A 22,056-nucleotide genomic window follows, 5' to 3' on the forward strand; every position below is an offset into this window, starting at 1 on the left:
GTTTGTTATTCGGTATCACATTTTGCCGTGCTACTGTTTGTATCGACAGCCACGGTGCAATCTGTAACGAATTCAGGGTTTATTTATTATAAATGGCGCTCAGCCGGGTTCGATATCGCGCAAATGCCGCCCTACGGCAATCCAGGAACCCGCCAGACCGAGCAGAACGCCCGATACTAGCAGGGTGACAGTGGTTTGGGTATTCAGACCGCTCAGCGCGAAACTGTTCTGGTAAAGGCCGGCCAGCTTTTCCACCGGCCCGTTGAGCACCCACAGGGAGATCGTCACCAGCAGCCAGGCGATGATCCCGCCGAACAGGCCATACCAGAAGCCGGTATAGAGAAACGGTCGGCGAATGAAGGCGTCGGTGCCGCCGATCAGCTTGATGATCACGATCTCGTCGCGGCGGTTCTGAATCGCCAGACGAATGGTGTTGCCCACCACCAGCAGCACCGCCAGCGCCAGCAAACTGGCCAGCACATAGACGCCCTGACGCAGGATATCCATGATGGCGTAGAGGCGTTTGACCCACTGCACATCGAGCCGGGCCAGGTCGATCCGGGGATCCTCGCGCAACTCGGCCAGCAGTGCCTCGGTACTCGCCGGGTCGCTCTGTTGCAGGTGCGGCTGGACGACCACCACCGCCGGCAGGGGGTTCTCCTCAAGGGCGTTGAGGGCGTCACCAAAGCCGGAGAGGCGCTGGAATTCGGCCAGGGCCTGCTCGGACGAAATATAGCTGACCTGGCGGATCTTCGGGCGCTGCTCGAGCTGATTGACCAGCCGCCGGGCCTCGCCCTCGGAGGTGCCGCGCTGCAGGAACAGGGATATCTGGCTGGCCTCGTCCCAGCCGCCGCTCAGTTGCTGGGCGCTTTTGAGCACCACATGCAGTCCTGTAGGCAGGGCCAGAGCGATGCCGATGACCGCTGCGGTCATCAGCAACGACGTCGGTTGTCGGCTGAGCTGGCCGAGGGTATAGAAAAACACCTGCAAATGGCGCAACAGATGGATGCCGGGGCGCGCCAACAGTGCGGGGCGGCGGTTCGCGGTGGGTTTGGCGGGACGTTCGCGGCGCATGGCTTACTCGCTCGGATCGCTGTCGGCGTTCAACCGGCCCTGTTCCAGGGTCAGGCGGCGGTAGGGCAAACCCGAGATCAGGGCCAGATCGTGGCTGGCCACCAGCACGGTGACCCCCACCTGGCTGAAATCCTCGAAAATACCCATGATTTCGGCGGAGAGCTTCGGGTCCAGGTTACCGGTCGGCTCGTCGGCCAGCAGCAGCGGCGGTTTGTTGACCACCGCCCGGGCGATGCCGACCCGCTGCTGCTCGCCGCCTGAGAGGGTGATCGGATAGGCCTTCTCCTTGCCCAGCAGGCCCACCTTGTCCAGCGCGGCGCGCACCCGGCGGCCAATTTCGCGCTGCGGCTGGCCGGCGATGATCAGCGGCAGGGCCACATTGTCGAACACGGTGCGATCGAACAGCAGCTGGTGGTCCTGGAAGATAATGCCGATATTGCGCCGGAAATAGGGAATGCGGCGGCGGCCGATGCGCGCCAGGTTCTGGTTGTTGATCAACACCTGGCCGCGACTGGGGCGCTCCAGCAGGGCGATGAGTTTGAGCAGAGTACTCTTGCCGGCGCCCGAATGACCGGTCAAAAAGGCCATCTGTCCGGGGGGCATGTGAAAGCTCACATTGGTCAGGGCTTCATAGCCGCCCGGGTAGCGTTTGCTGGCCGAGGTAAAGCGAATCATCAGCAATAACAGGAACGAGGGACGAGGGGCGAGGGACGAGGAAAGCCCGCAAGTTTTCCGGTCAAAGCCGGTTTCAGTGTCTTCGGTGGTTGATTCAGATTCACCCCGGTTTCCCCTTTACATCAAGTACTTAAAGCGTAACGTTTCGTCTCGCCTTGTTTGTCTGACACGGTCACGTATTCACTGATTGCCGCTTAATTTATTATTGCTCTTGTATCTCGTCGGCGTCGCTGCCCAGCAGGGCCTGGACGAATTCGCCGGCGTGGAACGGGCGCAGGTCCTCGATGCTCTCGCCGACGCCGATAAAGCGGATCGGTATGCCCAGTTTCTGGGCGATGGCGAAGATTACCCCGCCCTTGGCGGTGCCGTCGAGTTTGGTCAGGGTAATGCCGCTCAGACCTACGGCGTTATGGAATTGCTCGGCCTGGACCAGGGCGTTCTGCCCGGTGCCGGCATCCACCACCAGCATCACTTCGTGGGGCGCGGCCGGGTCCAGCTTGGTCATCACCCGTTTGACCTTTTTCAGCTCGTCCATCAGGTTGGCCTGGGTGTGCAGGCGTCCGGCGGTGTCGGCAATCAGCACGTCAATGCCCCGCGAGCGGGCGGCGGCCATGGCATCATAAATGACCGAGGCACTGTCGGCACCGTGTTGCTGAGCGATGACCGGAATGTCGTTGCGCTCGCCCCAGGTTTGCAATTGCTCGATGGCGGCGGCGCGGAAGGTGTCGCCGGCGGCCAGCATGACCGAGTGACCCTGTTGCTGCAGTTGCCGGGCCAGTTTGCCGATGGTGGTGGTTTTGCCGGCCCCATTGATGCCGACCATCAGGATCACAAACGGCCGGCAGGTGGTGTCGATGGTCAGCGGGGCCTCGCAGGGGGCGAGGATCTGCTGCATGTTCTGTTGCAGGGCGTCCAGCAGGGCGTCGCTGTCCTGCAGCGCCTTGCGCGAGACCTGGGCGGTCAGATCATCGATGATCCGCCGGGTCGCCTCGACGCCCACATCGGCGCTGAGCAACAGGGTCTCGATCTCTTCGAGCAGTTCGTCGTCAATCTGCTTTTTGCCCAGGGCCAGCTGCGCCAGCCCGTCACTCAGCCCGTAACGGGTGCGCGAAAGGCCCTGTTTCAGGCGGACAAACAGGCCCGGCGAGGCGGGCGCCTCATCTTGCGAGTCAGTTCTGGATTTGCGGAAACCAAACATCGAATATAGGGTCGTAGTAATTGTAAAAAACGAAATGCGGCGGAATCGGTTGTTCCTGGGTTTCAGGCGCACTATCCTACCACCGCTCGCTGTTTTGAGTAAGTTAATAACACGTCATACAGGCCAAATAAATCAATGCGACGTTTACTGATGCTGTTCATGCTGGGCGCCTTTGTTGCGCCGGCATTGGCCCAGGTTCATGAGTATAATCTGGACAACGGGATGAAATTGCTGGTCCGCGAGGACCACCGGGCACCGGTGGTGGTCTCGCAAATCTGGTACAAGGTCGGCGCCAGTTACGAACACAACGGGATTACCGGTGTCTCCCATCTGCTGGAACACATGATGTTCAAGGGCACTGAAAAGCACGGGCCCGGCGAGTTTTCCCGTATCATCGCGGAAAACGGCGGTCGCGAGAACGCCTTTACCAGCAAGGATTTTACCGCCTATTTCCAGCAACTGGAAAAAAGCCGTTTGGCCGTCAGCTTCGAGCTGGAAGCCGATCGGATGCGCAACCTGACCCTGCCAAAAGAGGAGTTCGACAAGGAACGCCAGGTCGTCATCGAGGAGCGCAAGCTGCGTACCGAAGATAATCCCCGCGCCCTGACCTATGAGCAGTACAATGCCGCTGCATTTATGACCAGTCCCTATCGCCATCCGACCATCGGCTGGATGAACGATCTGGAAAATCTCGCCGTAGCGGATCTGCGTCAGTGGTATCGTCACTGGTACGCACCGAATAACGCCACGCTGGTGGTGGTGGGCGATGTCGAGCCGGACCGGGTGCATGCGCTGGCGAAACAACACTTCGGCCAGATTCCGACTGTCGAGCCGCCGGCCATCAAGCCGCGTGTTGAACCGACACAAAACGGCGAGCGTCGGATCACGGTGCGGGTACCTGCGGAACTGCCGTATCTGATGCTGGGTTACCATGTCCCGGTGCTCAATAAAGTGGAGGCGGAGTGGGAGGCCTACGCGCTGGAAGTGATGGCCGGAGTACTGAGCGGTTCACGCAGTGCCCGATTGCCGTCGAAGCTGGTGCGTGGCCAGCAGATCGCCGCCGGCGCCGATGCCGGTTACGACCTCTACGCCCGGCAGGGCCAGCTGTTCCAGCTCAGTGGGACGCCCGCGCGCGATCATGACATCGAATCGCTGGAGCAGGCGCTGCTGGCCGAGATCGAAACCCTTAAAAACGAACTGGTCAGCGAAGGGGAACTGGACCGGATCAAGGCCCAGGTTGTCGCCAGTGATGTTTACGAGAAGGATTCCATGTTTTATCAGGCCATGCAGATGGGGATTCTGGAGACCGTTGGACTCGGCTGGCAAACCATGGAGCAGTATCGGGAGAAGATCAACGCGGTGACGCCGGAGCAGATTCGCAAGGTCGCGCGCAAATACCTGCGTGCTGACAACCGTACTGTCGCGGTGCTTGAACCGTTACCTCTCAATAGTTCGTTGTCCGCTGCAACACCGCCGCCGACTCGTTCGCACTGAAGAATAAGCCAAAAGAATGATGAATCCCATGAAACGACTGAACTGGAAAATTACCACCGCCGTCATTGTGATCGTGGTTTTGACGTTTGCGCTTGCCAGGCTGGAGAACCCGACAGAGTTCGAGGCCACTGACAGTTCGTCGGGCCTGGCGATCCAGAGCTGGAAAACCGACAACGGCACACGTGTCGTTTTTGTGCCGGCGCCGGAGTTGCCGATGGTTGATGTGCGGGTGGTGTTCGATGCCGGCAGTGCCCGCGATGGGAACTTACCCGGTCTGGCGAAGATTACCGCCGGCATGCTCGATGAAGGGGCCGGTGATCGGGATGCCGATGAGCTGGCACGACGCTTTGATGATATCGGTGCCAGTTACAGTGCATCGGTCAAGCGGGATATGGCGGCGTTCAGTTTGCGCACGCTGGTGGATAAACCGTTGCGTGAGCAGGCGCTCAGCACCTTCGCCAGTATCCTGGGGGAGCCGACCTTCCCGAACGATTCGTTTAATCGGGTGCGGCGTAACACCCTGGTCAGTCTGCAAAACAAGAAGCAGTCTCCCGGCGATCTCGCCAAGGATCTGTTTTATAAGAATCTGTTCGGCAAGCATCCCTATGCGACACCGGTAAGCGGCGAGGAGGAAAGTGTCAAGGCGATGCAGCGTGGCGATCTGCAGACGTTTTATCAACAATATATGGTGGCCAACAATGCGGTAGTGGCGATCGTCGGGCAACTGGATCGTCAGCAGGCCAAAGAGCTGGCCGAGCAGGTCACGGCAAAACTGAATCCCGGTGAGCCGGCGCCGTCTCTGCCGGAAGTGGAAGCCTTGTCGGAGGCGAACCGGGTTGATCACGCCCATCCGTCAGCGCAAACCCATATCCTGGTCGGCCAACCGGGGATGCGACGTGGCGATCGCGATTATTTCAGCCTCTATGTCGGTAATCACATTCTGGGCGGCAGCGGATTTGGCTCACGGATCGTGGAGACCATTCGTGAAGATCGGGGCCTGGCCTACAGTAGCTACAGCTATTTTGTCCCTCAGCGTGTTAACGGTGCGTTTATCATGGGACTGCAAACCAGTAACGAACAGGCACAACAGGCGCTGGCGTTGCTGCAGGAGGTACTGGTGAAATTTATTGATCAGGGGCCCACCAAGGATGAACTGGCGCACGCAAAGAAGAATATCACCGGTGGTTTTCCGCTGCGTATCGACAGTAACAAGGATATCGTTGAGTACCTGGCCATGATCGAGTTCTACGGGTTACCGCACGACTACCTGGATACGTTTAATGAGAATGTCGAAGCCGTGAGCGCGGCCGATATTCGCGATGCCTTCCAGCGCCGCATCGACCCTGAAAAACTGCTCACCGTCACCGTCGGCAAGCAGGCTGAATAATATAAAAGCTTTGAACCACAGAGAACACAGAGGTCGCAGAGGATAATTAATGTTGTCTTGCGCCTTTTACCCATCTCTTGTGCAGGTCAGGTAGTGCACCTCTACCTGACTGAATTAACAAAGTCCGCTAAACACACCAACGAACGCAAATGAAATAAATAACTTCGAATGACGAACCGGGTTTGATCATGGCGGGACAGCGTAACCAGTTTCGGATCATCGGTGGGCAGTGGCGTGGCCGCAAGCTGGGGTTTTTCCCCGCGCCCGCTCTGCGACCGACACCGGAGCGGGTCAGGGAAACGTTGTTCAACTGGCTGGCCCAGGTAATTCAGGGCGCCCGGGTGCTGGATCTTTTCGCTGGCAGTGGCGCGCTCGGTTTTGAAGCGGCTTCGCGGGGTGCAGCGCGGGTCACGCTGGTGGACAGTCATCCACGCGTGGTGTCACAGTTGCAGCAGAATGTACGCCTGCTACAAGCGACACAGATGGCGGTATACCAGTCGGAGGTACTGCGTTATCTGCAACGACCCGGCGAAGCGTGCGAGGTGGTTTTTCTTGATCCGCCATATCAGTCCGCGGTGCTGGAGGCCTGTTTCAATCAACTGGAGGCGGGTGGCTGGCTGACAACCGATGCCTGGATCTACTTTGAACATGACAGCCATGGGCCGGCGCCGTCGTTACCGGCCAACTGGCAATTGCAGCGTGACAAACAGGCTGGGCAGGTGGCTTATCTGCTTGCCCGACGTCTGCAACCTGCCTGATTCGCCTGCTTGATTGCAGGGTATGGTCGCGACGTGGACGAACCGCTACACTAAGAGATAAAAATTCGGGGACAGTTTATGCGTATTGCCATCTATCCGGGTACCTTCGATCCGGTGACCAATGGTCACAGCGATCTGGTGCAACGTGCCAGTCGTCTGTTTGACAGGGTTATCGTTGCCATTGCCGCCGGCGGCACCGGCAAGCAACCGACGTTTTCACTGGAGGAGCGTATTGCCCTGGCCAACGAAGTATTGCAGCCGGACGACAATGTGACAGTCTGCGGATTTGATACGTTGCTGGTCGATTTTATGCGGCAACAAAATGCCACGGTGATCATTCGTGGCCTGCGCGCGGTCTCCGACTTTGAATACGAATTTCAGCTGGCCAGCATGAACCGGCATCTGGCGGCGAATATCGAAACGGTCTTTATGACGCCGGCCGAGGAGTATTCCTATATCTCCTCCAGCCTGGTACGAGAAGTCGCGAGACTGGGTGGGGATGTGTCGCCGTTTGTCCACGAGAAAGTTGTGGCTGCATTGACACGGCGAATGCGATAAAATTTTCACTCTTCAGGATTGATTTGGAGTTCGGCATGTCCCTACTGATTACCGATGAATGCATCAACTGCGATGTGTGTGAACCGGAGTGTCCGAATACAGCCATCTATCAGGGTGATGAGATCTACGAGATCGATCTGAATCTGTGTACCGAGTGCGTCGGACACTTTGATGAGCCCCAGTGTATTGAAGTCTGCCCGGTTGATTGCATTATCGTCGATCCGGATAATGAAGAGACCAGGGAGCAGCTGCAGGCCAAATACGAGAAATTGACCGCCCCGGCCTGAAGGCACCGGATCATTGATGTATAAAAAGCCCCTGTTGAGGGGTTTTTTTGTGCACGACAGAAAGGGAAAATAACCTCAGTTCGGGAATAACTGTGCTGATAACCAGTCCGCCAATGCACGCAAGTCGACCCGGATAGACTTACAATTGTTTCAGACTGTTTTGCATCTGCAATTCTGGCGAATAAGCGTTTGGCTTGTTTGCCTTCGTAACGTGATGGGGTTGTCGCAACCAATGGGAGAGGTCATGAGAATCGTTCGACTTTGCATTTTGTTAGTAATTGGCACGTTATTAACCGCCTGTGACAGGCCGACCCCGGATACGGCGGTGGCCTCAGCCCACCCTGTGGCGACTGAAGCGGGGCTGGGAATTCTGGATGCCGGCGGTAATGTGTTTGATGCGGCGGTTGCGGTCAGTGCGACGTTGGCGGTGGTCGAGCCCTACAGCTCCGGGCTCGGCGGCGGCGGTTTCTGGTTATTGCATGAGGCTGATACGGGCCGAAACGTGATGATCGATGGTCGCGAGAAAGCGCCGCTTCTGGCCCACCGTGATATGTACCTGGATAAGCAGGGAGAGGTGATCGACGGTTTGTCGGTGAACGGCCCCCTGGCCGCGGGCATTCCCGGTGAGCCGGCGGCCCTGGCGCATCTGGCAAAGGAATACGGTCGATTGTCGTTATCCGAATCGCTGGCGCCGGCAATTCGCGTCGCGCGTGACGGGTTTGCCGTGACACCCCATTATCAACGCATGGCCCGTTTTCGTCTGGAGGTGTTGCGCCGCTCACCGGCGGCGGCGAAAGTTTTTTTGCTGGACAATGACGTGCCGCCATTAGAGCATCTGATCCGGCAACCGGATCTGGCTGCGACGCTTGAACAACTGGCTCGCGAGGGTGCCGACGGTTTTTATCGTGGCAGACTGGCGGCGCGACTGGTCGGAGAAACCCGTGCCGCAGGCGGTATCTGGACCCGCGAGGATTTGAGCAGTTATCAAGTCGTGGAGCGCGAGCCGATCACCGGCACCTACGGCAATTACCGGATCATTTCCGCCGCACCCCCCTCGTCCGGTGGGGTGGCGCTGGTCACCATGTTGAATATTCTTGAAGATTACGAGCTGGCACAACGTCCCGCGGTCGATCGCAAGCATCTGATCATCGAAGCCATGCGCCGCGCCTATCGTGATCGAGCCGAGTATCTGGGCGACCCCGATTTTATCGAGATGAATATTGAACGCCTGACCAGCAAGGCGCACGCCGCCCGCCTGCGGCAAAGCATTGAACTCGAACAGGCCAGTGACAGCAGCATGTTGCCGCCGGTCACGGACAGTGATGAAGGCCGTGATACGACGCATTTTTCCATCCTGGATAGCGAAGGGAACCGCGTGGCTGCGACGCTGAGTATTAATTACCCGTTCGGCTCGGGCTTTATGCCGCCGGGAACCGGCGTGTTGCTGAATGACGAGATGGATGACTTTTCCGCCAAGCCAGGTGTACCGAATGTCTATGGACTGGTCGGGGCCGAAGCGAATGCCATCGAGCCGGGTAAGCGCATGCTCTCGAGCATGAGTCCGACTTTTGTGGAGCATGACGATCGGCTGGCAGTTCTCGGCACGCCAGGCGGTAGTCGGATCATTACCATGGTGCTGCACGGGATTCTGGGCTTTGTCGAGGGCCATGATGCGCAAACCATTGTCAGTCTGCCACGCTATCACCATCAATATCTGCCGGATCAGGTGCAGTATGAACCGCGGGCTTTGACGTCGGAGCAGCAGCGGGAACTGGCCGGTCGGGGCCATGTACTGACGGAACTGCACAACCGCTACGGCAATATGCAGCTGGTGATCCGGGATCGGTTGAACAACCAAATCGAGGCCGCCAGCGATCCGCGTGGCGAGGGGTTGGCAATTACCCGGTAATTTTAGCCGTCAGGTTAGCGGCGGGATGTCCGGGACTCGGTCATTTGATGATGATAAAAAAAGTAATCAAGTTTATGGTTCTTGGCATGGTACATGGCGACATCGGCCCGGTGCAGCAGGCTGGTACGACCGTTACCGTCGTCGGGATAGATAGCAATACCGATGCTTAGATGGGTTGTTACCGTGGTATTGTGAATATCCATCGATGGCCAAATGGCAGCTGTCAGTTTTTTTGCGATCTCATCGACCTGTTCAATGCTCTCTATCTCAGGCAGAACCACGGCGAATTCATCTCCCCCAAGGCGCACGAGAAGATCATGACTGGTAATATCGGCCAGTGAAATGCCCTGGTTGTCCGTCAATGTCGGGGTGCGCAAAACGTTATCCATACGTGAAGCGATTTCGCACAGCAGCATATCACCGGCCTCGTGACCGAACTTGTCATTTACCAGCTTGAACTCATCCAGATCAATTAAAAACAGGGCAAAGCGTTGTCCGCGATCGCGGTATTCGTTGAGCAGATAATCGATATAATCATTAAAAAGCCCGCGATTGGGCAGATGGGTCAGGGGGTCGGTGTAGGCCATGCGCTCCAGGCGGCCATAAAGATCGTGCAGTTTACCGGCCATCAGGTTAAAGTCATCGATCAGCTGGTTGATTTCGATAATATTGCTGCGCGATGCAATCGGTTCGCCCAGCAGTTTGTTATTGCCATGCAACCGTTGCAAGTGGCTATTAAGCATTTGCAAGGGGCGAATCAGCGTACGACGCAGCAGGAACAGGGCCACCGCTGTCACCAGCACGATAACAATCGCTGACAGTAGCAGAATCATGTTACGCGTATACTGGAGTTCCTGATACATCTGATGGGTATCGTCATAGACCTCGATCAATAATGCAGGCTCGTGCCGGTTGGTAGTATTCAGGCGGTAGCGGGCGATCAGACCGTTGTTGCGTGATGCGGGCCATTGTTGCGAGCGATACAGGAGGTTACCATCAGGTAGCCGGATCTGTACCGGCATACCCAGCTCGTCTTCGATCGGACTCAGACTGGGCGTTGGTGCGCTGACGACCTCAAGATAGCCGTTGGGATTCAGGCCGCCCAGTGGCAACAGGATAGTGTAGTAGGGATGCCCATCATTGTTACACAGGGTGGCGAGAATCTGCAGTCGCGCCGCGCCCCGGCGTTGTTCGGCCTGCTCAATCAGTTCCGGGCATACCGAGCCGGGGTGTTCCAGCGTGGTGTTTTCGGCACTGGATTGTGCCAGGGTTTCGAAATCGATGGAAAAGACGACCAATCGTTCAAGGCGCAGGATGTTGGCGGTAACGAAGTACTGGTGGAACTGTTGTTCCAGCACGCCATGCAATGCTTCGAAGTTGTCATTATCCAGCGCCTGGCGAAAGGTGGTCGATGTTTTCAGACTGTTGCCCAGATCCCGGGCGTACTCTTCCAGCTGATTCATCTTGTCCCGGGTTTTAATTTCCACCATATCGACAAGCGACTGGCGCTTGTAGTCCAGAATGACATCTCGATAAACACTGGTGCTGGCCAGGGCCAGCCCCAGACCCAGGAGACCAACCAGCAAAATGGTCAGTATCAGGTTGGTTTTGATCGATACATAGAATGGCATAACGCGATGAAGCTCGGCTTATTTTTTAATGTAGGGATATTTTTTTTCGCGCCACTCTTCGAAACCACCAAAAAACCAGTGCAGGTTGGTATAGCCGCAGTTCCGGGCAATTTGCACGGCATTGGCACTACGCCCGCACTTGGGACCGTTGCAGTAAAACAGCGTCGGGTGACTCTTGTCGGGAATGGTTTCTGCCAGGCTGTCGCAGTCGGTCTCGATATCCGGCAGGCTGGTAGAACCCTCGATATACCCGTGTGCCCGATCGCTGACAATACGGGAGTCAATAATCAGCATTTTCGGTGTCTGACCAACCAGATTGATCAATTCTTCCGCGTTAACTTTATTAACACCGGGGATAGATTCCACGATTTCCTCTTCGGCTGCGGCAAAGGCGTTGCCCAGTAGCAAAAACAGCATGATGAGTTTCGCTCCTGAAACTGCTCGGAAACGATTTTTCATATTGTTAATTACCCCTGTCTTTCAGATTAATTAGTCGTGCGCGGCAGAATAACAACGGTATTTCTCTTAACCATGTCAAGTATGTCGGCAGGGATAGGCGTTACTTGAAATTTTCAGGAAAGGCGGCATTCCCTTGCCGTGTACTGAATCCAGTATTAGTTAATACTGATACAGCGTCAGCGCTGACAGTATCGGCAATAGTAGCTGGCACGCTGGCTGATTACCACCTGCCGAAGCGGCTTACCGCATTGGTGACAGGGTTTATCTTCACGTTCATAGACGTGCAACTGCTGGCGAAAATAACCGGGCTTGCCGTCACTGGCGGTAAAATCACGCAGTGTGGTTCCCCCCTGACGAATCGCTGCCTCGAGAACCTGTTTGATTGCATTGACCAGACCCGCATAGCGCGCCCGGGCGATTCGTCCGGCCGCGCGCCGGGGGTGAATACCGGCCAGGTAGAGGGCTTCATTGGCGTAGATATTACCGACGCCGGTGACGACTTTACTATCCATGATGAAAGCCTTGATCGACAACTTGCGGCCGTGTGACTTTTGCCACAGGTAGTCAGCATCGAATTGGTCCGACAACGGCTCAGGCCCCAGCGCTGCCAACAGCTTGTGTTGCAGGGGGGCTCCGCGAGTCCACAATACCGCGCCAAAGCGGCGCGGATCGCGCAAGCGCAGACATTGGCCGTCATCAAGCACAATATCCAGGTGATCATGTTTTTGGACGGCGCTTTGACTCGGCAGAACCCGTAGACTACCGGACATGCCAAGATGCATGATCAGTGTTCCTTTAGTCATTCGTAATAACAGGTATTTGCCGCGGCGATCGATCTGTTCAATGATCTGGTTCTGTAACAAGGCGTTGAGGTTGCGCGGGATTGGCCAGCGCAATTGTCGCTGGCGCACAATGACTTCCCGTATGCGCCTCCCTTTCAGGTGCGGAGCAATGCCCTGGCGGGTGGTTTCAACTTCGGGCAGTTCAGGCATGGGACTTCAGTAGAGTTCGTCTGTAAAATTTATATTATTTCACCACCAAGACACAAAGGCACCAAGTTTTTGTTTAACTGACAATATAGCTCTATACGTGAGTTATAATAGAGCGGTCAACTTTCATGCCGGTCGTGTGGCATCAAAGACAGAACGCTGGCAGACTACCGGGACCAGTTACTGGTTGCCATCTTTTTGCTTGGTGTCTTTGTGGCTTGGTGGTTAATGATTCGAGTTGAATTCGGGTTCGGGGATAGCTGCGGGCAGTTGCAGCAGCTGTTGACGGATATCCTCGTTGATAACATAACGCAGGCGCACATCGTGGCGCAGCAGGGTGGGCTGTCCATCCTTTTCCTGCAGCGTGAAACGGACGGGCATTTTTCGATCCGCCAGTTCGATCCGGATATCCGCAGCAGGGAGTTCGTCCATTTCGACCGGTTCCAGGCGTATGGCCTGGGCACTGCGCCAGTTAGCGACCAGTTCCGTCAGGGCATCGGCGGAGCGGTCTTCGCGTGGCGGTTGCAGTTGCCACTGGCCCTCCTGCAGGGCAAGTTGCATTTGCGGCAACTGCAGACCGGTAATCTTGCCCGGCGGCAACAGGGCATGGCTGAGATAACCGGTGGCCGGGCTGGCAGTATGGTAGTAATGGGTGTCGGGCACCAGATACAGGCGATCCGCCATACGGATATAACGCTGCTGTGACAAAGGCTCGGTGTCGCCAAAGGCGATGCGCAGAGTGTCGTTGTAGGTCACCGTGGCACGCGGTTGATCGAGCCCGTAGTCTGCGGGATCAAGCTTCGTGAGGTCGTGGGTGCTGGCATATTCACCCTGGAGCAGACGCAACAGGGCCTGAACCCGGTAATCATTGGCCGTCGCGGCGTAGGGTGTTTGCATATACCAGACGCCCTGTTTTTTATACAGGGTGACCGGCTGACCCGCCTCGCGCTGCAAGTCGATGCGCGTGACTTCCTCGGGGGCCAGGTCGGTCAGGCGCTGTGGCCCGGCCTGTCCGGACTCCCTGGGGGTGTAGAACACCACCAGCGTCAGGATCAGAACGACCAGTAACAGGGCCAGATTGAGCAGCAGACGTGAGCGCATCAGGGTTTACGTCGTTGCCACCAGATGTACAGACCATAGCCAAGCAACAGCAGCGGTAGTCCGAACAGGAACAGCAAGCCGAGGATCGACCAGGTCAGCGAGTCCAATGTCAGCTCGGTATCCGGTGCGGTGCGCGAGGGGATATCGATAAAGGCGTCATCATGACTCAACCAGTTGATAATGTTGTAACCGAGGTCCTGGTTGCCCTGGTTGCCCAGATAGGCATTGGCGAGAAAGTCACCGTCACCCAGCACTGCGATGCGTTGTCCGGCAGCATCATGATCGGTCTGTTCCTCATCCGCCGTATCAGGAGTCACCGCGACGCCGATGTGCAATGGTCCGGCTGTGTCTTCGCCTTCGTCATAGTTGATTACGCCGTCGAGTTTGCCGGTTTCCACCCAGCTGCGCGGGACGGTTTGTAAAAACGGTTCGGCTTTAAAACGACTGTCAGGCAACGTCTTGATGGCGGCGGCACGGGGAAACAGGGTCATGAACCGAAAATCACGGGTGATCGGGTGGGAACTGGCACTGTAGTCGGCGATGACCGTAAAGGTCGGATCATTGATGCCGAGCATTTGGGTCGAGGGATCAACGATAGTGCCCGGGACAAAATCCAGGCCGAGTTCCTGCAACAGGGGTTGCAGACCATACAGCTTGCCGGGATCATGCAGCCAGAGCATGTTGCCGCCGTTGCGCACATAGTCGCGAATGATCTCGACTTCACCGGGCAGGTAATCCAGTTGCGGTCCGGCGATCACCAGGGCGGCGGTGTCGGCGGGGATGGCGGGGTTGTCACTGAGCCTGAGGGTGCTGCTCTTGATCCCCTTGTCGCGCAAATGTTGGGCAAAGCGGCCGTAGTCGTGGTTGGCCCGCCCTTCGGGGTTGCGCTCGCCATGTCCGGCGACAAAAACGATATGTTTCTCGCCGCTGCGCAGCAGTTGCTGCAGGGTATTGGTCAGCGCCGCTTCGCTGAGATCCTGAACGTGTTCGGTGCGATCGTTATAGGTGACGACCAGTTCGCCATCGACACTGATATCGTATTCACGGGTCATGTCCGGTTCGGTTTCCGGGTTGATATAGCGAATATGAATATCGTCCTTGTGTTGCCGGTAGCGTTCGATCATCTCGGCAATATTGCGCCGGGTCGAGACCAGATTACCGCTGCGCGCGAAAGCGAGGATCTTCACCGGCCCCTCCATGCGCTCCAGCAGGGTTACCGTCGCCTCGGAGAGGGTATGTCGCCCGGAAGCGGTCCAGTCGCTTTCGTATTTGTAATGCAGACTGAGCCAGGCCAGCAGGGTCATGATTGCCAGAAACAGCACCACAAAAAAGATGTTCTGCAGGCGAATCTGTAAGCGGCTTTTGGGCGTGACTTGCATGGTTGTCAGAATTCCATAAAGGCCTAGTGTTGCAGACGATCCGCATCCAGGCGGCGGATGCTGAGCACGAGGAACACCGTAATAAACAACAGAAAATAGAGTATGTCAGTAGTGCTGAACAACCCGCGGCTCAGGGCCTCGAAATGACGCAGTATGGAAATGTATTCCAGTAGCCCGCTGGCAGCGGTATCCCCCCCCTGATCGCCGGCCCAGTCAATAATCCACAGCAGCAACAGGGCGCCAAAGGTGCTGACGGCGGCAATAGTCGGTTGCAAGGTCAAAGTCGAGAGAAACAGACCGATGGCGGCAAAGCAGGCTGCCAGCAGGAACAGGGCGAGGAACATGGCCAGTAACAGGCCGAGATCAAGCGGACCGCCCAGTAGCAGTGACAGCGGCATCAGGCTGATCAGCAGACAGGCCAGCAGCAAAAAGCCGAGTAGCCCCAGGTACTTGCCGAGAATAATTTCAGTCATGGACAGCGGCGCGCTGAACAGCAGGGCGATGCTGCGGTTGCGGCGCTCTTCGCTGATGATACGCATGGTCAACAGTGGCACCACCATCATGAAAATAAACGCGGCACTGCCATAGACCTGGGCGACCACCAGTTCGGTGGCGCCGGGAGGCGATTCCAGGTTCTGCAACCGGGGCTGCAGGGTGATGAAATCGTTAAGCGAGGTCAAAAACAGATACGCCAGAATGAACTGCATCACCGCCAGAATCGACCAGGCCAGCGGGGACAGAAACAGCGTACGCAGTTCGCGTTGCGCCAGAGTGAGCACCATCATGCCGCCGCAATCTCCCCGTCGCTTTGTTCCGAGCTGGTGATTTCGACAAAAATCTGTTCCAGCGTCTTGTGCTCCGGGGTCAGTTCGAACAGGCCCCAGCCCTGTTCGACGGCCTGCCGGGCGATCGCCTCGGCCGGGTTTGCCTCCGCCGCATACAGCAGGCGGAAGCGGTGGTTATCCAGTGCCTGTACGTCGTTAATGTCGGGCAGGGTGCTCAGGATGTGTTGTGCCGGTGGCTGATGCAACCCGAGGATCAGGCTGGTCGACTGCATACGACGATTCAGGTTGTCGACATGATCACTGAATACCAGCTGGCCGCGATTGATGATCTGCACCCGATCGCAGGTCATTTGCACTTCGGGCAGAATATGGGTGGAGAGAATCACGCCGTGTTCTTTGCCCAGCTCCCGGATCAGTTCACGGATTTCGCGGATCTGGATCGGATCCAGCCCCACGGTCGGTTCATCCAGGACCACGATCGCCGGGGAATGGATAATTGCCTGGGCGATGCCCACCCGCTGCTGATACCCCCTGGAGAGATTATTGATCAGTCGCCGACCGACCTGTTCCAGGCCACAGCGCTGCTTGGCGCGATCGACGGCCCGGCCGATGGTATCTCGCCGCAGACGATTAAGCCGGGCGCAAAAGCGCAGATACTCATCCACGGTCAGTTCGCGGTACAGCGGCGGTTGTTCCGGCAGATAACCGATTTCGCCCTTGGCCTGCCTGGGGCGGTCGAGCAGATCGAGGCCGTTGATCAGAATGCGACCGCTGGTGGGCGCCAGATTGCCGGTAATAATCTGCATGGTGGTAGTCTTGCCGGCACCATTGGGGCCAAGAAAGCCGAGGACTTCGCCCCGTTGCAGCTCGAAGCTGACATCCCTGACGGCAACCAGACCGGCATAACGCCGGGAAAGATGTTCCACGCTGATCAGGTTGTCATTATGCATGTCGGTTAACAGCGGCCGTGGTTATTATCAATGTCATGCCGGGGCGAAATTATAAGCTTCTGCGTCCGGGTGACAAGCCCGTAATGCCGTTTTGGCCAAGATGATACAATCGATCGCGAATCCGGAAGGAATGGCTTACCCATGAGTGTACTACTCGGCGTCGATACCGGCGGGACCTTTACCGATTTTGTCCTGTATCGGGAGGACGCGATCACCATGCACAAAGTGCTGTCCACCCCGGCGGCGCCGGAGGCGGCGATCCTGCAAGGGGTGCGGGATCTGCAACTGGATCAGCTGGCGGAGGGGACGGCCTTTTATATTGTGCATGGCTCGACCGTGGCGACCAACGCGGTACTGGAAGGCAAGGGCGCGCGCACCGTCTTTATCACCAACCGCGGGCTGGGTGACATGCTGAGCATTGGCCGACAGACCCGGCGCGAGCTGTATAACCTGCAGCCGCGCACCCTGGCGCCACCGGTGCCACGGGATCATTGCCTGGAGACCGGCGGACGTCTGGCCGCGGACGGCAGTGTCATCGAGCCGCTCACCGGGGCCGATCTGCAGCAGCTACGCGAGGCGATTGCGCGCCTGCAGCCGGAAGCAGTGGCGATCAATTTGTTGTTCTCCTATCTGGATGACAGCTTCGAAAAGCAGATCGAGGCGGCCCTGCCGCCCGGGCTGTTTATCTCCCGTTCCTCCCGCGTCTTGCCCGAATATAAAGAGTATGAACGGGGCATGACCACCTGGCTCAACGCCTGCGTCGGACCGCGGGTCGAAGGCTATCTGCAGCGGCTGCAACAGGGGGTGCCGCAGGCGCATATCACGGTGATGCAAAGTTCCGGCGGTACCATCGCCGCCCACCAGGCCAGGGAAGAGGCGGTACACATGTTGCTCTCGGGCCCGGCCGGGGGGCTGGCCGCGGCCCGGTATATCGGCGAGCAGGTTGGCTGCCGACGCCTGCTGACCTTCGATATGGGCGGCACGTCCACCGATGTGGCGCTGATCGACGGGGCGCTCAAGCTCACCAGTGAAGGGACCATCCGGGGGTATCCGGTTGCGGTGCCGATGGTCGACATGCACACCATCGGTGCCGGTGGTGGTTCACTGGCCAGCGTGGACGCCGGCGGGTTGTTGCAGGTAGGCCCCGAGTCGGCCGGCGCGGCACCCGGGCCGGCCTGTTACGCTCGGGGCGGCAAGCGGGCTACCGTGACCGATGCCAATCTGCTGCTGGGGCGCCTGCGCCCCGGCGCGTTTCTCGGCGGCAATATGACGCTGGATGGGGCGGCGGCAAAAGCGGCAGTGGACGAGATTGCCCGCCAGCTCAATCTGTCGCCCGAAGAGGCGGCCGAAGGGATCCTGCGTCTGGCCAACGAGCATATGGCCCACGCCCTGCGGGTCATGTCAGTGCAGCGGGGGATCGATCCACGTCAGCTGGCGCTGGTCTCCTTTGGTGGGGCCGGCGGCCTGCACGTCTGTGCCCTGGCCGAGGCGCTGAACATGCAACGGGCCATCGTCCCGGTCTACGCCGGGGTGTTGTCTGCGCTTGGCATGCTGGTGGCGCCGCGCGCCCGGCAACTGTCACGGACGCTGGGAGGGCTGTTACGCGATCGGGATAATGCAACGATGGATCACGCATTTGCGGCGTTGATCGAACCGGGCCTCGAGGCCATGCAGCAGGAAGGTGTTGCGCGGGAGACGATCGAGGTGGCGCCCAGTGTCGATCTGCGTTACCAGGGGCAGTCCTATTATCTCAATCTGCCCTGGCAGAATATCGACCAGGCCACGGCCGATTTTCATGCCCAACACGAACAACGCTACGGCCATCAACTCGCGCTGCCGGTGGAGCTGGTCAATCTGCGTGTTGCCTTGCAGCGTCCCCCTCAGGAGATCGTGTTACAGGCCGTCAGCCAGGGCGATCCGGCTGAACCTTATGAATACGTTGACTTGCATGCAATCGAGACACCGGTGCCGGTCTACGCCAGGGAGGAACTGGTCGTCGGACAAACCCTTCGCGGGCCGGTATTGATCACCGAAACCGTCTCCACCACCTACCTCGCACCGCACTGGCAGGCCCGGGTGCATGAGACAGGTTGTTTGTTATTAAACCGGCGATAATTGAAATATCGTCGGGCTCTGCTGCAAATTGACAAGGTGCTCGAGGATTTGGGGCAGAAGAAACTGAATATCGAAGTGGTTGCCTATGAAGACGGCATTCATGCACTGCTGGCCAATAACCCGCAAACCAACCAGCTGTTGATCAAGCTGGTCAATCGCGGTGTCGCCTTTAAGGTCTGTCGAATCAGCATGCGGGCCTGGGAGCTGGAAGAGGGGGATTTTCCCCTGGAAGTCGATTTTATCCCGGCCGGCGCGCCGCATGTCATTCAGCGACAGTTGCAAGGCTATAAATACTGGCGCCCGTGACGGGCGCCACCTCGCACGGCGGCATAAAAAAACCCGCTGACGAGGCAGCGGGTTTTTTGGGGTTCAGCGAGCGCACGTTGCGTCGAACGGTTTACTTGATCTTCGCTTCCTTGTAGGCCACGTGCTTGCGGACCACCGGATCGTACTTCTTCACTTCCATTTTTTCCGGCATGTTGCGCTTGTTTTTGGTCGTGGTGTAGAAGTGGCCGGTGCCGGCGCTGGAGACGAGTTTGATTTTGTCACGCATGATATTGGCTCCTTACACCTTTTCGCCACGACGGCGCAGATCCTCGAGGACGACCTCGATGCCTTTTTTGTCGATGATGCGCATGCCCTTGCTGCTGACACGCAGTTTCACCCAGCGGTTCTGCGATTCCACCCAGAAGCGGTGGTTATGCAGGTTGGGCAGAAAACGGCGACGGGTTTTGTTATGAGCGTGGGAGACGTTGTTCCCGCTCATCGGACGTTTGCCAGTCACTTGACAGACTCTGGCCATGGTTATTCTCCAAAAATCGGCTGCACAATGCGTCAAAGAGCGCGAATTTTACGGATTTCCCGCCAGCCTTACAAGCCCAATTCCTCCTAAAGTGCCGTATCGCGCGGATTTCAGGCAAACTGTCGGCCGTGCCGGGTTTCCTCGTCACTCGTCACTCGTCCCTCGGCCCTGTTTTTTATAGCCAGCCCCGCTCCGAAAAGGCCACGCACTCGCCGTCGCCGACCACAATATGGTCCAGCACCCGCACGTCTACCAGCTCCAGCGCTTCGACCAGCCGGCCGGTCAGGTGGCGATCGGCGTGGCTGGGTTCGGCGATGCCTGAGGGGTGGTTGTGGGCGAAAATCAGCGCCGCGGCATTGTGTTGCAGGGTCTTTTTGACCACCTCGCGCGGATGCACGCTGGCGCCGTTGAGGGTACCGCGAAACAGCTCCTCGTAGCGGATCACCCGGTGCTGGCTGTCGAGAAACAGGCAGGCGAACACCTCGTGGGGCAGATCCCGCAGTCGGCTTTGCAGATAGCGTTTGGTATCCTCCGGGCTGTGCAGACCACTCTCCCGTTGCAGGGTCTCGCCCAGGTGGCGTTGGGCCAGCGCCAGCACGGCCTGCAACTGCACGTATTTGGCCTGGCCCAGCCCGGGTAGCTGGCAGAACTGTTCCTGGCTGGCGGTCAGCAGCCCACGCAGGCCGCCGAACTGGTGCAGCACCTCGCGGGCCAGATCCACGGCGGTTTTGCCGCGGGTGCCGGTGCGCAGAAAAATCGCCAGCAATTCGGCGTCGGAGAGGGCTTCGGGACCGCGGGCCAGGAGTTTTTCCCGCGGGCGCTCCGCCTGCGGCCAGTCGGTGAGGGGCATGACGACCTCCTTGTCGTTTTCAGCAGATTGGGTAAACCGGCCAGCATTTCCGGCCGACCAGAGAGTGTTGTTCAATTATAGTCAGGAAAAGGGCCGAGTGACGAGGGACGAGTTACGAGGAAAACCAGAACCACGGAGCAGGTAGGCCCGATATGGCGCAGCGGTATCGGGCAATTCTCCGGCTGCCGGACACCGCGTTGCTATGTCCGGCCTACCCCTGTCTGCACCGCTATGACGGCCCAGGACAGAACGGTTCTTCCTTTGTGTCTTTGTGCCTTCGTGGTTGAAGATTTTCCTCGTCCCTCGGCCCTGTCCTTCGGAGTTTACTCCGAAGGGCCCGGAAACTCTGATACACTTTATATGTATGACACAGCTGGCCAACAAACACATCCTGCTCGGGGTCACCGGCAGCATTGCCGCCTACAAGGCGGCCGATCTGGTGCGTCGCCTGCGCGAGGCGGGGGCCGAGGTGCGGGTGGTGATGACCGAGGGCGCCGGCGAGTTCGTCACGCCAATGACCTTTCAGGCGGTTTCCGGTCACCCGGTGCACCAGGATTTGCTGGACGCCGATGCCGAGGCGGCGATGGGCCACATTGAGCTGGCGCGCTGGGCCGATGCCATTATTGTCGCCCCGGCCAGTGCTGATTTTCTGGCCCGCCTGGCCCAGGGTCGTGCAAGCGACTTACTTTCCACCGTTTGTCTGGCCGCCGAACGGCCGCTGGCGGTGGCCCCGGCCATGAACACCCATATGTGGACCAATCCGGCCACTGTCGACAATGTCCGTTCCCTGCAGCAACGCGGCATCCTGCTGATCGGTCCCGACGAGGGCGAGCAGGCCTGCGGCGATGTCGGCGCCGGGCGTATGAGTCCGCCGGAGCAGATCGTTACCCGGTTGGCCGATCTGTTCAGCACCGGCAGCCTCACCGGCAAGACCGTGCTGATCACCGCCGGGCCGACCCGGGAGGCGATTGACCCGGTGCGTTATCTCTCCAACCACAGCTCCGGCAAGATGGGTTTCAGTCTGGCCGAAGCGGCGGTGGAGGCCGGTGCCCGGGTGATTCTGGTCAGTGGTCCGGTCAATCTGGCCGCCCCGGCACACGTCGAGCGCCTCGAGGTGATCAGCGCACAACAGATGGCCGCGGCGGTGGCCTCGCGCATTGACGAAGCCGATATCTTTATCGCCACCGCGGCGGTGGCCGATTACCGGCCGTCCCGGGCCCGGCCGGAGAAGATCAAAAAAGACCAGTCGCATCTGACCCTGGAGCTGGAGAAGAATCCCGACATTCTGGCCGGTGTCAAACAGCAGCATCCGGGCGTGTTTTGCGTCGGCTTTGCCGCCGAAACCACCGATCTGGAGCGCTATGCCCGTGCCAAACTGGAGGCCAAGCAGCTGGAAATGGTGGTGGCCAACCAGGTGGGGCCGGCCGCGACCGACACTGACGGGACCTTTGGCAGCGAGACCAACGCCCTGCAGGTCTTCTGGCCGGGCGGAGAAGCTCATCTACCGCTGGCCTCCAAGGCGCAACTGGCTCGCCAGTTGATACCGGTCATCGTCAGCCGTTATGAACAGCGTGATCGGACTGCCGCCGGCAAGGGTAAAATAGTAAAATTGAATCAGGCCAGCCGACCAAAAATATAAAACAGGCCTTGGGTCG

Annotated in this window: 22 protein-coding genes; 9 read left to right on the plus strand and 13 right to left on the minus strand. The window is 58.3% G+C overall.

All coding sequences use genetic code 11. The features are described from left to right. Window positions 1–99: 99 nt before the first annotated feature. From ftsX to ftsY, 3 genes are all read right to left on the minus strand, one after another. On the minus strand, window positions 100–1,074 hold the full coding sequence (gene ftsX / locus U5J94_RS05210; protein ID WP_322564582.1) for a permease-like cell division protein FtsX: 975 nt from the start codon (window positions 1,072–1,074) through the stop codon (window positions 100–102). Window positions 1,075–1,077: 3 nt separating this feature from the next. Further along, window positions 1,078–1,749, minus strand: coding sequence for a cell division ATP-binding protein FtsE (ftsE, locus tag U5J94_RS05215; RefSeq protein WP_322564583.1), 672 nt, complete (start codon window positions 1,747–1,749; stop codon window positions 1,078–1,080). A gap of 202 nt (window positions 1,750–1,951) precedes the next feature. Beyond that, window positions 1,952–2,947 carry a signal recognition particle-docking protein FtsY gene (ftsY, locus tag U5J94_RS05220; RefSeq protein WP_322564584.1) on the minus strand — a complete coding sequence of 332 codons (996 nt, stop codon included), beginning with the start codon at window positions 2,945–2,947 and terminating at the stop codon, window positions 1,952–1,954. 135 nt (window positions 2,948–3,082) lie between these two features. Here ftsY and U5J94_RS05225 point away from each other — a divergent pair, with 135 nt between their 5' ends. From U5J94_RS05225 to ggt, 6 genes are all read left to right on the plus strand, one after another. Then, entirely contained in the window at window positions 3,083–4,441 is a 1,359-nt protein-coding gene (locus U5J94_RS05225; RefSeq protein WP_322564585.1) for a pitrilysin family protein, read from the plus strand. Window positions 4,442–4,469: 28 nt separating this feature from the next. Further along, window positions 4,470–5,828 (plus strand): pitrilysin family protein, encoded by a 1,359-nt coding sequence (locus U5J94_RS05230; RefSeq protein WP_322564586.1) that lies wholly within the window; start codon window positions 4,470–4,472, stop codon window positions 5,826–5,828. Between the two features lie 188 nt (window positions 5,829–6,016). Then, a complete protein-coding gene (rsmD, locus tag U5J94_RS05235; protein WP_322564587.1) occupies window positions 6,017–6,586 on the plus strand; it encodes a 16S rRNA (guanine(966)-N(2))-methyltransferase RsmD in 570 nt (189 codons plus the stop codon). Window positions 6,587–6,664: 78 nt separating this feature from the next. Next, window positions 6,665–7,144: a pantetheine-phosphate adenylyltransferase gene (gene coaD / locus U5J94_RS05240; RefSeq protein WP_322564588.1), complete on the plus strand. Its 480-nt coding sequence runs from the start codon at window positions 6,665–6,667 to the stop codon at window positions 7,142–7,144. Window positions 7,145–7,179: 35 nt separating this feature from the next. After that, window positions 7,180–7,431: a YfhL family 4Fe-4S dicluster ferredoxin gene (locus U5J94_RS05245; protein WP_322564589.1), complete on the plus strand. Its 252-nt coding sequence runs from the start codon at window positions 7,180–7,182 to the stop codon at window positions 7,429–7,431. A gap of 214 nt (window positions 7,432–7,645) precedes the next feature. Then, complete coding sequence (ggt, locus tag U5J94_RS05250) at window positions 7,646–9,340, plus strand: gamma-glutamyltransferase (protein WP_416224154.1); 1,695 nt, start codon at window positions 7,646–7,648, stop codon at window positions 9,338–9,340. A gap of 14 nt (window positions 9,341–9,354) precedes the next feature. Here ggt and U5J94_RS05255 read toward each other — a convergent pair whose 3' ends face one another. The 7 genes from U5J94_RS05255 to U5J94_RS05285 all read right to left on the minus strand — a co-directional run bounded on the left by U5J94_RS05255 (window position 9,355) and on the right by U5J94_RS05285 (window position 16,634). Next, entirely contained in the window at window positions 9,355–10,971 is a 1,617-nt protein-coding gene (locus tag U5J94_RS05255) for a diguanylate cyclase domain-containing protein (protein WP_322564591.1), read from the minus strand. Window positions 10,972–10,989: 18 nt separating this feature from the next. Beyond that, a complete protein-coding gene (locus U5J94_RS05260; protein ID WP_322564592.1) occupies window positions 10,990–11,388 on the minus strand; it encodes a rhodanese-like domain-containing protein in 399 nt (132 codons plus the stop codon). 218 nt (window positions 11,389–11,606) lie between these two features. Then, on the minus strand, window positions 11,607–12,422 hold the full coding sequence (gene mutM, locus U5J94_RS05265; RefSeq protein WP_322564593.1) for a bifunctional DNA-formamidopyrimidine glycosylase/DNA-(apurinic or apyrimidinic site) lyase: 816 nt from the start codon (window positions 12,420–12,422) through the stop codon (window positions 11,607–11,609). Window positions 12,423–12,644: 222 nt separating this feature from the next. Then, window positions 12,645–13,520 (minus strand): DUF4340 domain-containing protein, encoded by an 876-nt coding sequence (locus U5J94_RS05270; RefSeq protein WP_322564594.1) that lies wholly within the window; start codon window positions 13,518–13,520, stop codon window positions 12,645–12,647. Further along, entirely contained in the window at window positions 13,520–14,899 is a 1,380-nt protein-coding gene (locus U5J94_RS05275; RefSeq protein ID WP_322564595.1) for a GldG family protein, read from the minus strand. Before U5J94_RS05275 ends, U5J94_RS05270 begins: the two co-directional genes overlap by 1 nt. A gap of 23 nt (window positions 14,900–14,922) precedes the next feature. Then, the gene (locus tag U5J94_RS05280) at window positions 14,923–15,684 is read right to left on the minus strand and encodes an ABC transporter permease subunit (RefSeq protein WP_322564596.1); all 762 of its coding nucleotides are present in this window, start codon (window positions 15,682–15,684) and stop codon (window positions 14,923–14,925) included. After that, entirely contained in the window at window positions 15,681–16,634 is a 954-nt protein-coding gene (locus tag U5J94_RS05285; RefSeq protein ID WP_322564597.1) for an ABC transporter ATP-binding protein, read from the minus strand. Before U5J94_RS05285 ends, U5J94_RS05280 begins: the two co-directional genes overlap by 4 nt. A gap of 141 nt (window positions 16,635–16,775) precedes the next feature. Between U5J94_RS05285 and U5J94_RS05290 the strand changes: the two genes are divergently transcribed. Both U5J94_RS05290 and U5J94_RS05295 read left to right on the plus strand, forming a co-directional pair. Next, window positions 16,776–18,749, plus strand: a complete 1,974-nt coding sequence (locus tag U5J94_RS05290; RefSeq protein WP_322564598.1) for a hydantoinase/oxoprolinase family protein — start codon at window positions 16,776–16,778, stop codon at window positions 18,747–18,749. Then, on the plus strand, window positions 18,750–19,055 hold the full coding sequence (locus U5J94_RS05295) for a DsrE family protein (protein WP_322564599.1): 306 nt from the start codon (window positions 18,750–18,752) through the stop codon (window positions 19,053–19,055). A gap of 91 nt (window positions 19,056–19,146) precedes the next feature. Here U5J94_RS05295 and rpmG read toward each other — a convergent pair whose 3' ends face one another. The 3 genes from rpmG to radC all read right to left on the minus strand — a co-directional run bounded on the left by rpmG (window position 19,147) and on the right by radC (window position 20,401). Beyond that, window positions 19,147–19,302 (minus strand): 50S ribosomal protein L33, encoded by a 156-nt coding sequence (gene rpmG / locus U5J94_RS05300; protein WP_134080758.1) that lies wholly within the window; start codon window positions 19,300–19,302, stop codon window positions 19,147–19,149. Between the two features lie 12 nt (window positions 19,303–19,314). Next, window positions 19,315–19,551, minus strand: coding sequence for a 50S ribosomal protein L28 (gene rpmB / locus U5J94_RS05305; protein WP_322564600.1), 237 nt, complete (start codon window positions 19,549–19,551; stop codon window positions 19,315–19,317). A gap of 175 nt (window positions 19,552–19,726) precedes the next feature. Beyond that, entirely contained in the window at window positions 19,727–20,401 is a 675-nt protein-coding gene (gene radC, locus U5J94_RS05310; RefSeq protein WP_322564601.1) for a RadC family protein, read from the minus strand. A gap of 364 nt (window positions 20,402–20,765) precedes the next feature. On the opposite strand from radC, the gene coaBC reads away from it, so the two are divergent. Then, entirely contained in the window at window positions 20,766–22,040 is a 1,275-nt protein-coding gene (gene coaBC, locus U5J94_RS05315) for a bifunctional phosphopantothenoylcysteine decarboxylase/phosphopantothenate--cysteine ligase CoaBC (RefSeq protein WP_322564602.1), read from the plus strand. Window positions 22,041–22,056: the final 16 nt, after the last annotated feature.

Source organism: Thiohalophilus sp. (assembly GCF_034522235.1).
Lineage (GTDB): Bacteria > Pseudomonadota > Gammaproteobacteria > UBA6429 > Thiohalophilaceae > Thiohalophilus.

Bases quoted from the DNA above. Each gene is read 5' to 3' on its own strand.
- coaD (WP_322564588.1), top strand. From the start codon at position 6,665: ATGCGTATTGCCATCTATCCGGGTACCTTCGATCCGGTGACCAATGGT.
- U5J94_RS05260 (WP_322564592.1), bottom strand. From the start codon at position 11,388: ATGCTGTTTTTGCTACTGGGCAACGCCTTTGCCGCAGCCGAAGAGGAA.
- U5J94_RS05245 (WP_322564589.1), top strand. From the start codon at position 7,180: ATGTCCCTACTGATTACCGATGAATGCATCAACTGCGATGTGTGTGAA.
- U5J94_RS05230 (WP_322564586.1), top strand. From the start codon at position 4,470: ATGAAACGACTGAACTGGAAAATTACCACCGCCGTCATTGTGATCGTG.
- U5J94_RS05285 (WP_322564597.1), bottom strand. From the start codon at position 16,634: ATGCATAATGACAACCTGATCAGCGTGGAACATCTTTCCCGGCGTTAT.
- U5J94_RS05275 (WP_322564595.1), bottom strand. From the start codon at position 14,899: ATGCAAGTCACGCCCAAAAGCCGCTTACAGATTCGCCTGCAGAACATC.
- ftsX (WP_322564582.1), bottom strand. From the start codon at position 1,074: ATGCGCCGCGAACGTCCCGCCAAACCCACCGCGAACCGCCGCCCCGCA.
- coaBC (WP_322564602.1), top strand. From the start codon at position 20,766: ATGACACAGCTGGCCAACAAACACATCCTGCTCGGGGTCACCGGCAGC.
- ftsY (WP_322564584.1), bottom strand. From the start codon at position 2,947: ATGTTTGGTTTCCGCAAATCCAGAACTGACTCGCAAGATGAGGCGCCC.
- ftsE (WP_322564583.1), bottom strand. From the start codon at position 1,749: ATGATTCGCTTTACCTCGGCCAGCAAACGCTACCCGGGCGGCTATGAA.
- rpmG (WP_134080758.1), bottom strand. From the start codon at position 19,302: ATGCGTGACAAAATCAAACTCGTCTCCAGCGCCGGCACCGGCCACTTC.
- U5J94_RS05290 (WP_322564598.1), top strand. From the start codon at position 16,776: ATGAGTGTACTACTCGGCGTCGATACCGGCGGGACCTTTACCGATTTT.
- U5J94_RS05255 (WP_322564591.1), bottom strand. From the start codon at position 10,971: ATGCCATTCTATGTATCGATCAAAACCAACCTGATACTGACCATTTTG.
- radC (WP_322564601.1), bottom strand. From the start codon at position 20,401: ATGCCCCTCACCGACTGGCCGCAGGCGGAGCGCCCGCGGGAAAAACTC.
- U5J94_RS05270 (WP_322564594.1), bottom strand. From the start codon at position 13,520: ATGCGCTCACGTCTGCTGCTCAATCTGGCCCTGTTACTGGTCGTTCTG.
- U5J94_RS05225 (WP_322564585.1), top strand. From the start codon at position 3,083: ATGCGACGTTTACTGATGCTGTTCATGCTGGGCGCCTTTGTTGCGCCG.
- mutM (WP_322564593.1), bottom strand. From the start codon at position 12,422: ATGCCTGAACTGCCCGAAGTTGAAACCACCCGCCAGGGCATTGCTCCG.
- rpmB (WP_322564600.1), bottom strand. From the start codon at position 19,551: ATGGCCAGAGTCTGTCAAGTGACTGGCAAACGTCCGATGAGCGGGAAC.
- ggt (WP_416224154.1), top strand. From the start codon at position 7,646: ATGGGGTTGTCGCAACCAATGGGAGAGGTCATGAGAATCGTTCGACTT.
- U5J94_RS05280 (WP_322564596.1), bottom strand. From the start codon at position 15,684: ATGATGGTGCTCACTCTGGCGCAACGCGAACTGCGTACGCTGTTTCTG.
- rsmD (WP_322564587.1), top strand. From the start codon at position 6,017: ATGGCGGGACAGCGTAACCAGTTTCGGATCATCGGTGGGCAGTGGCGT.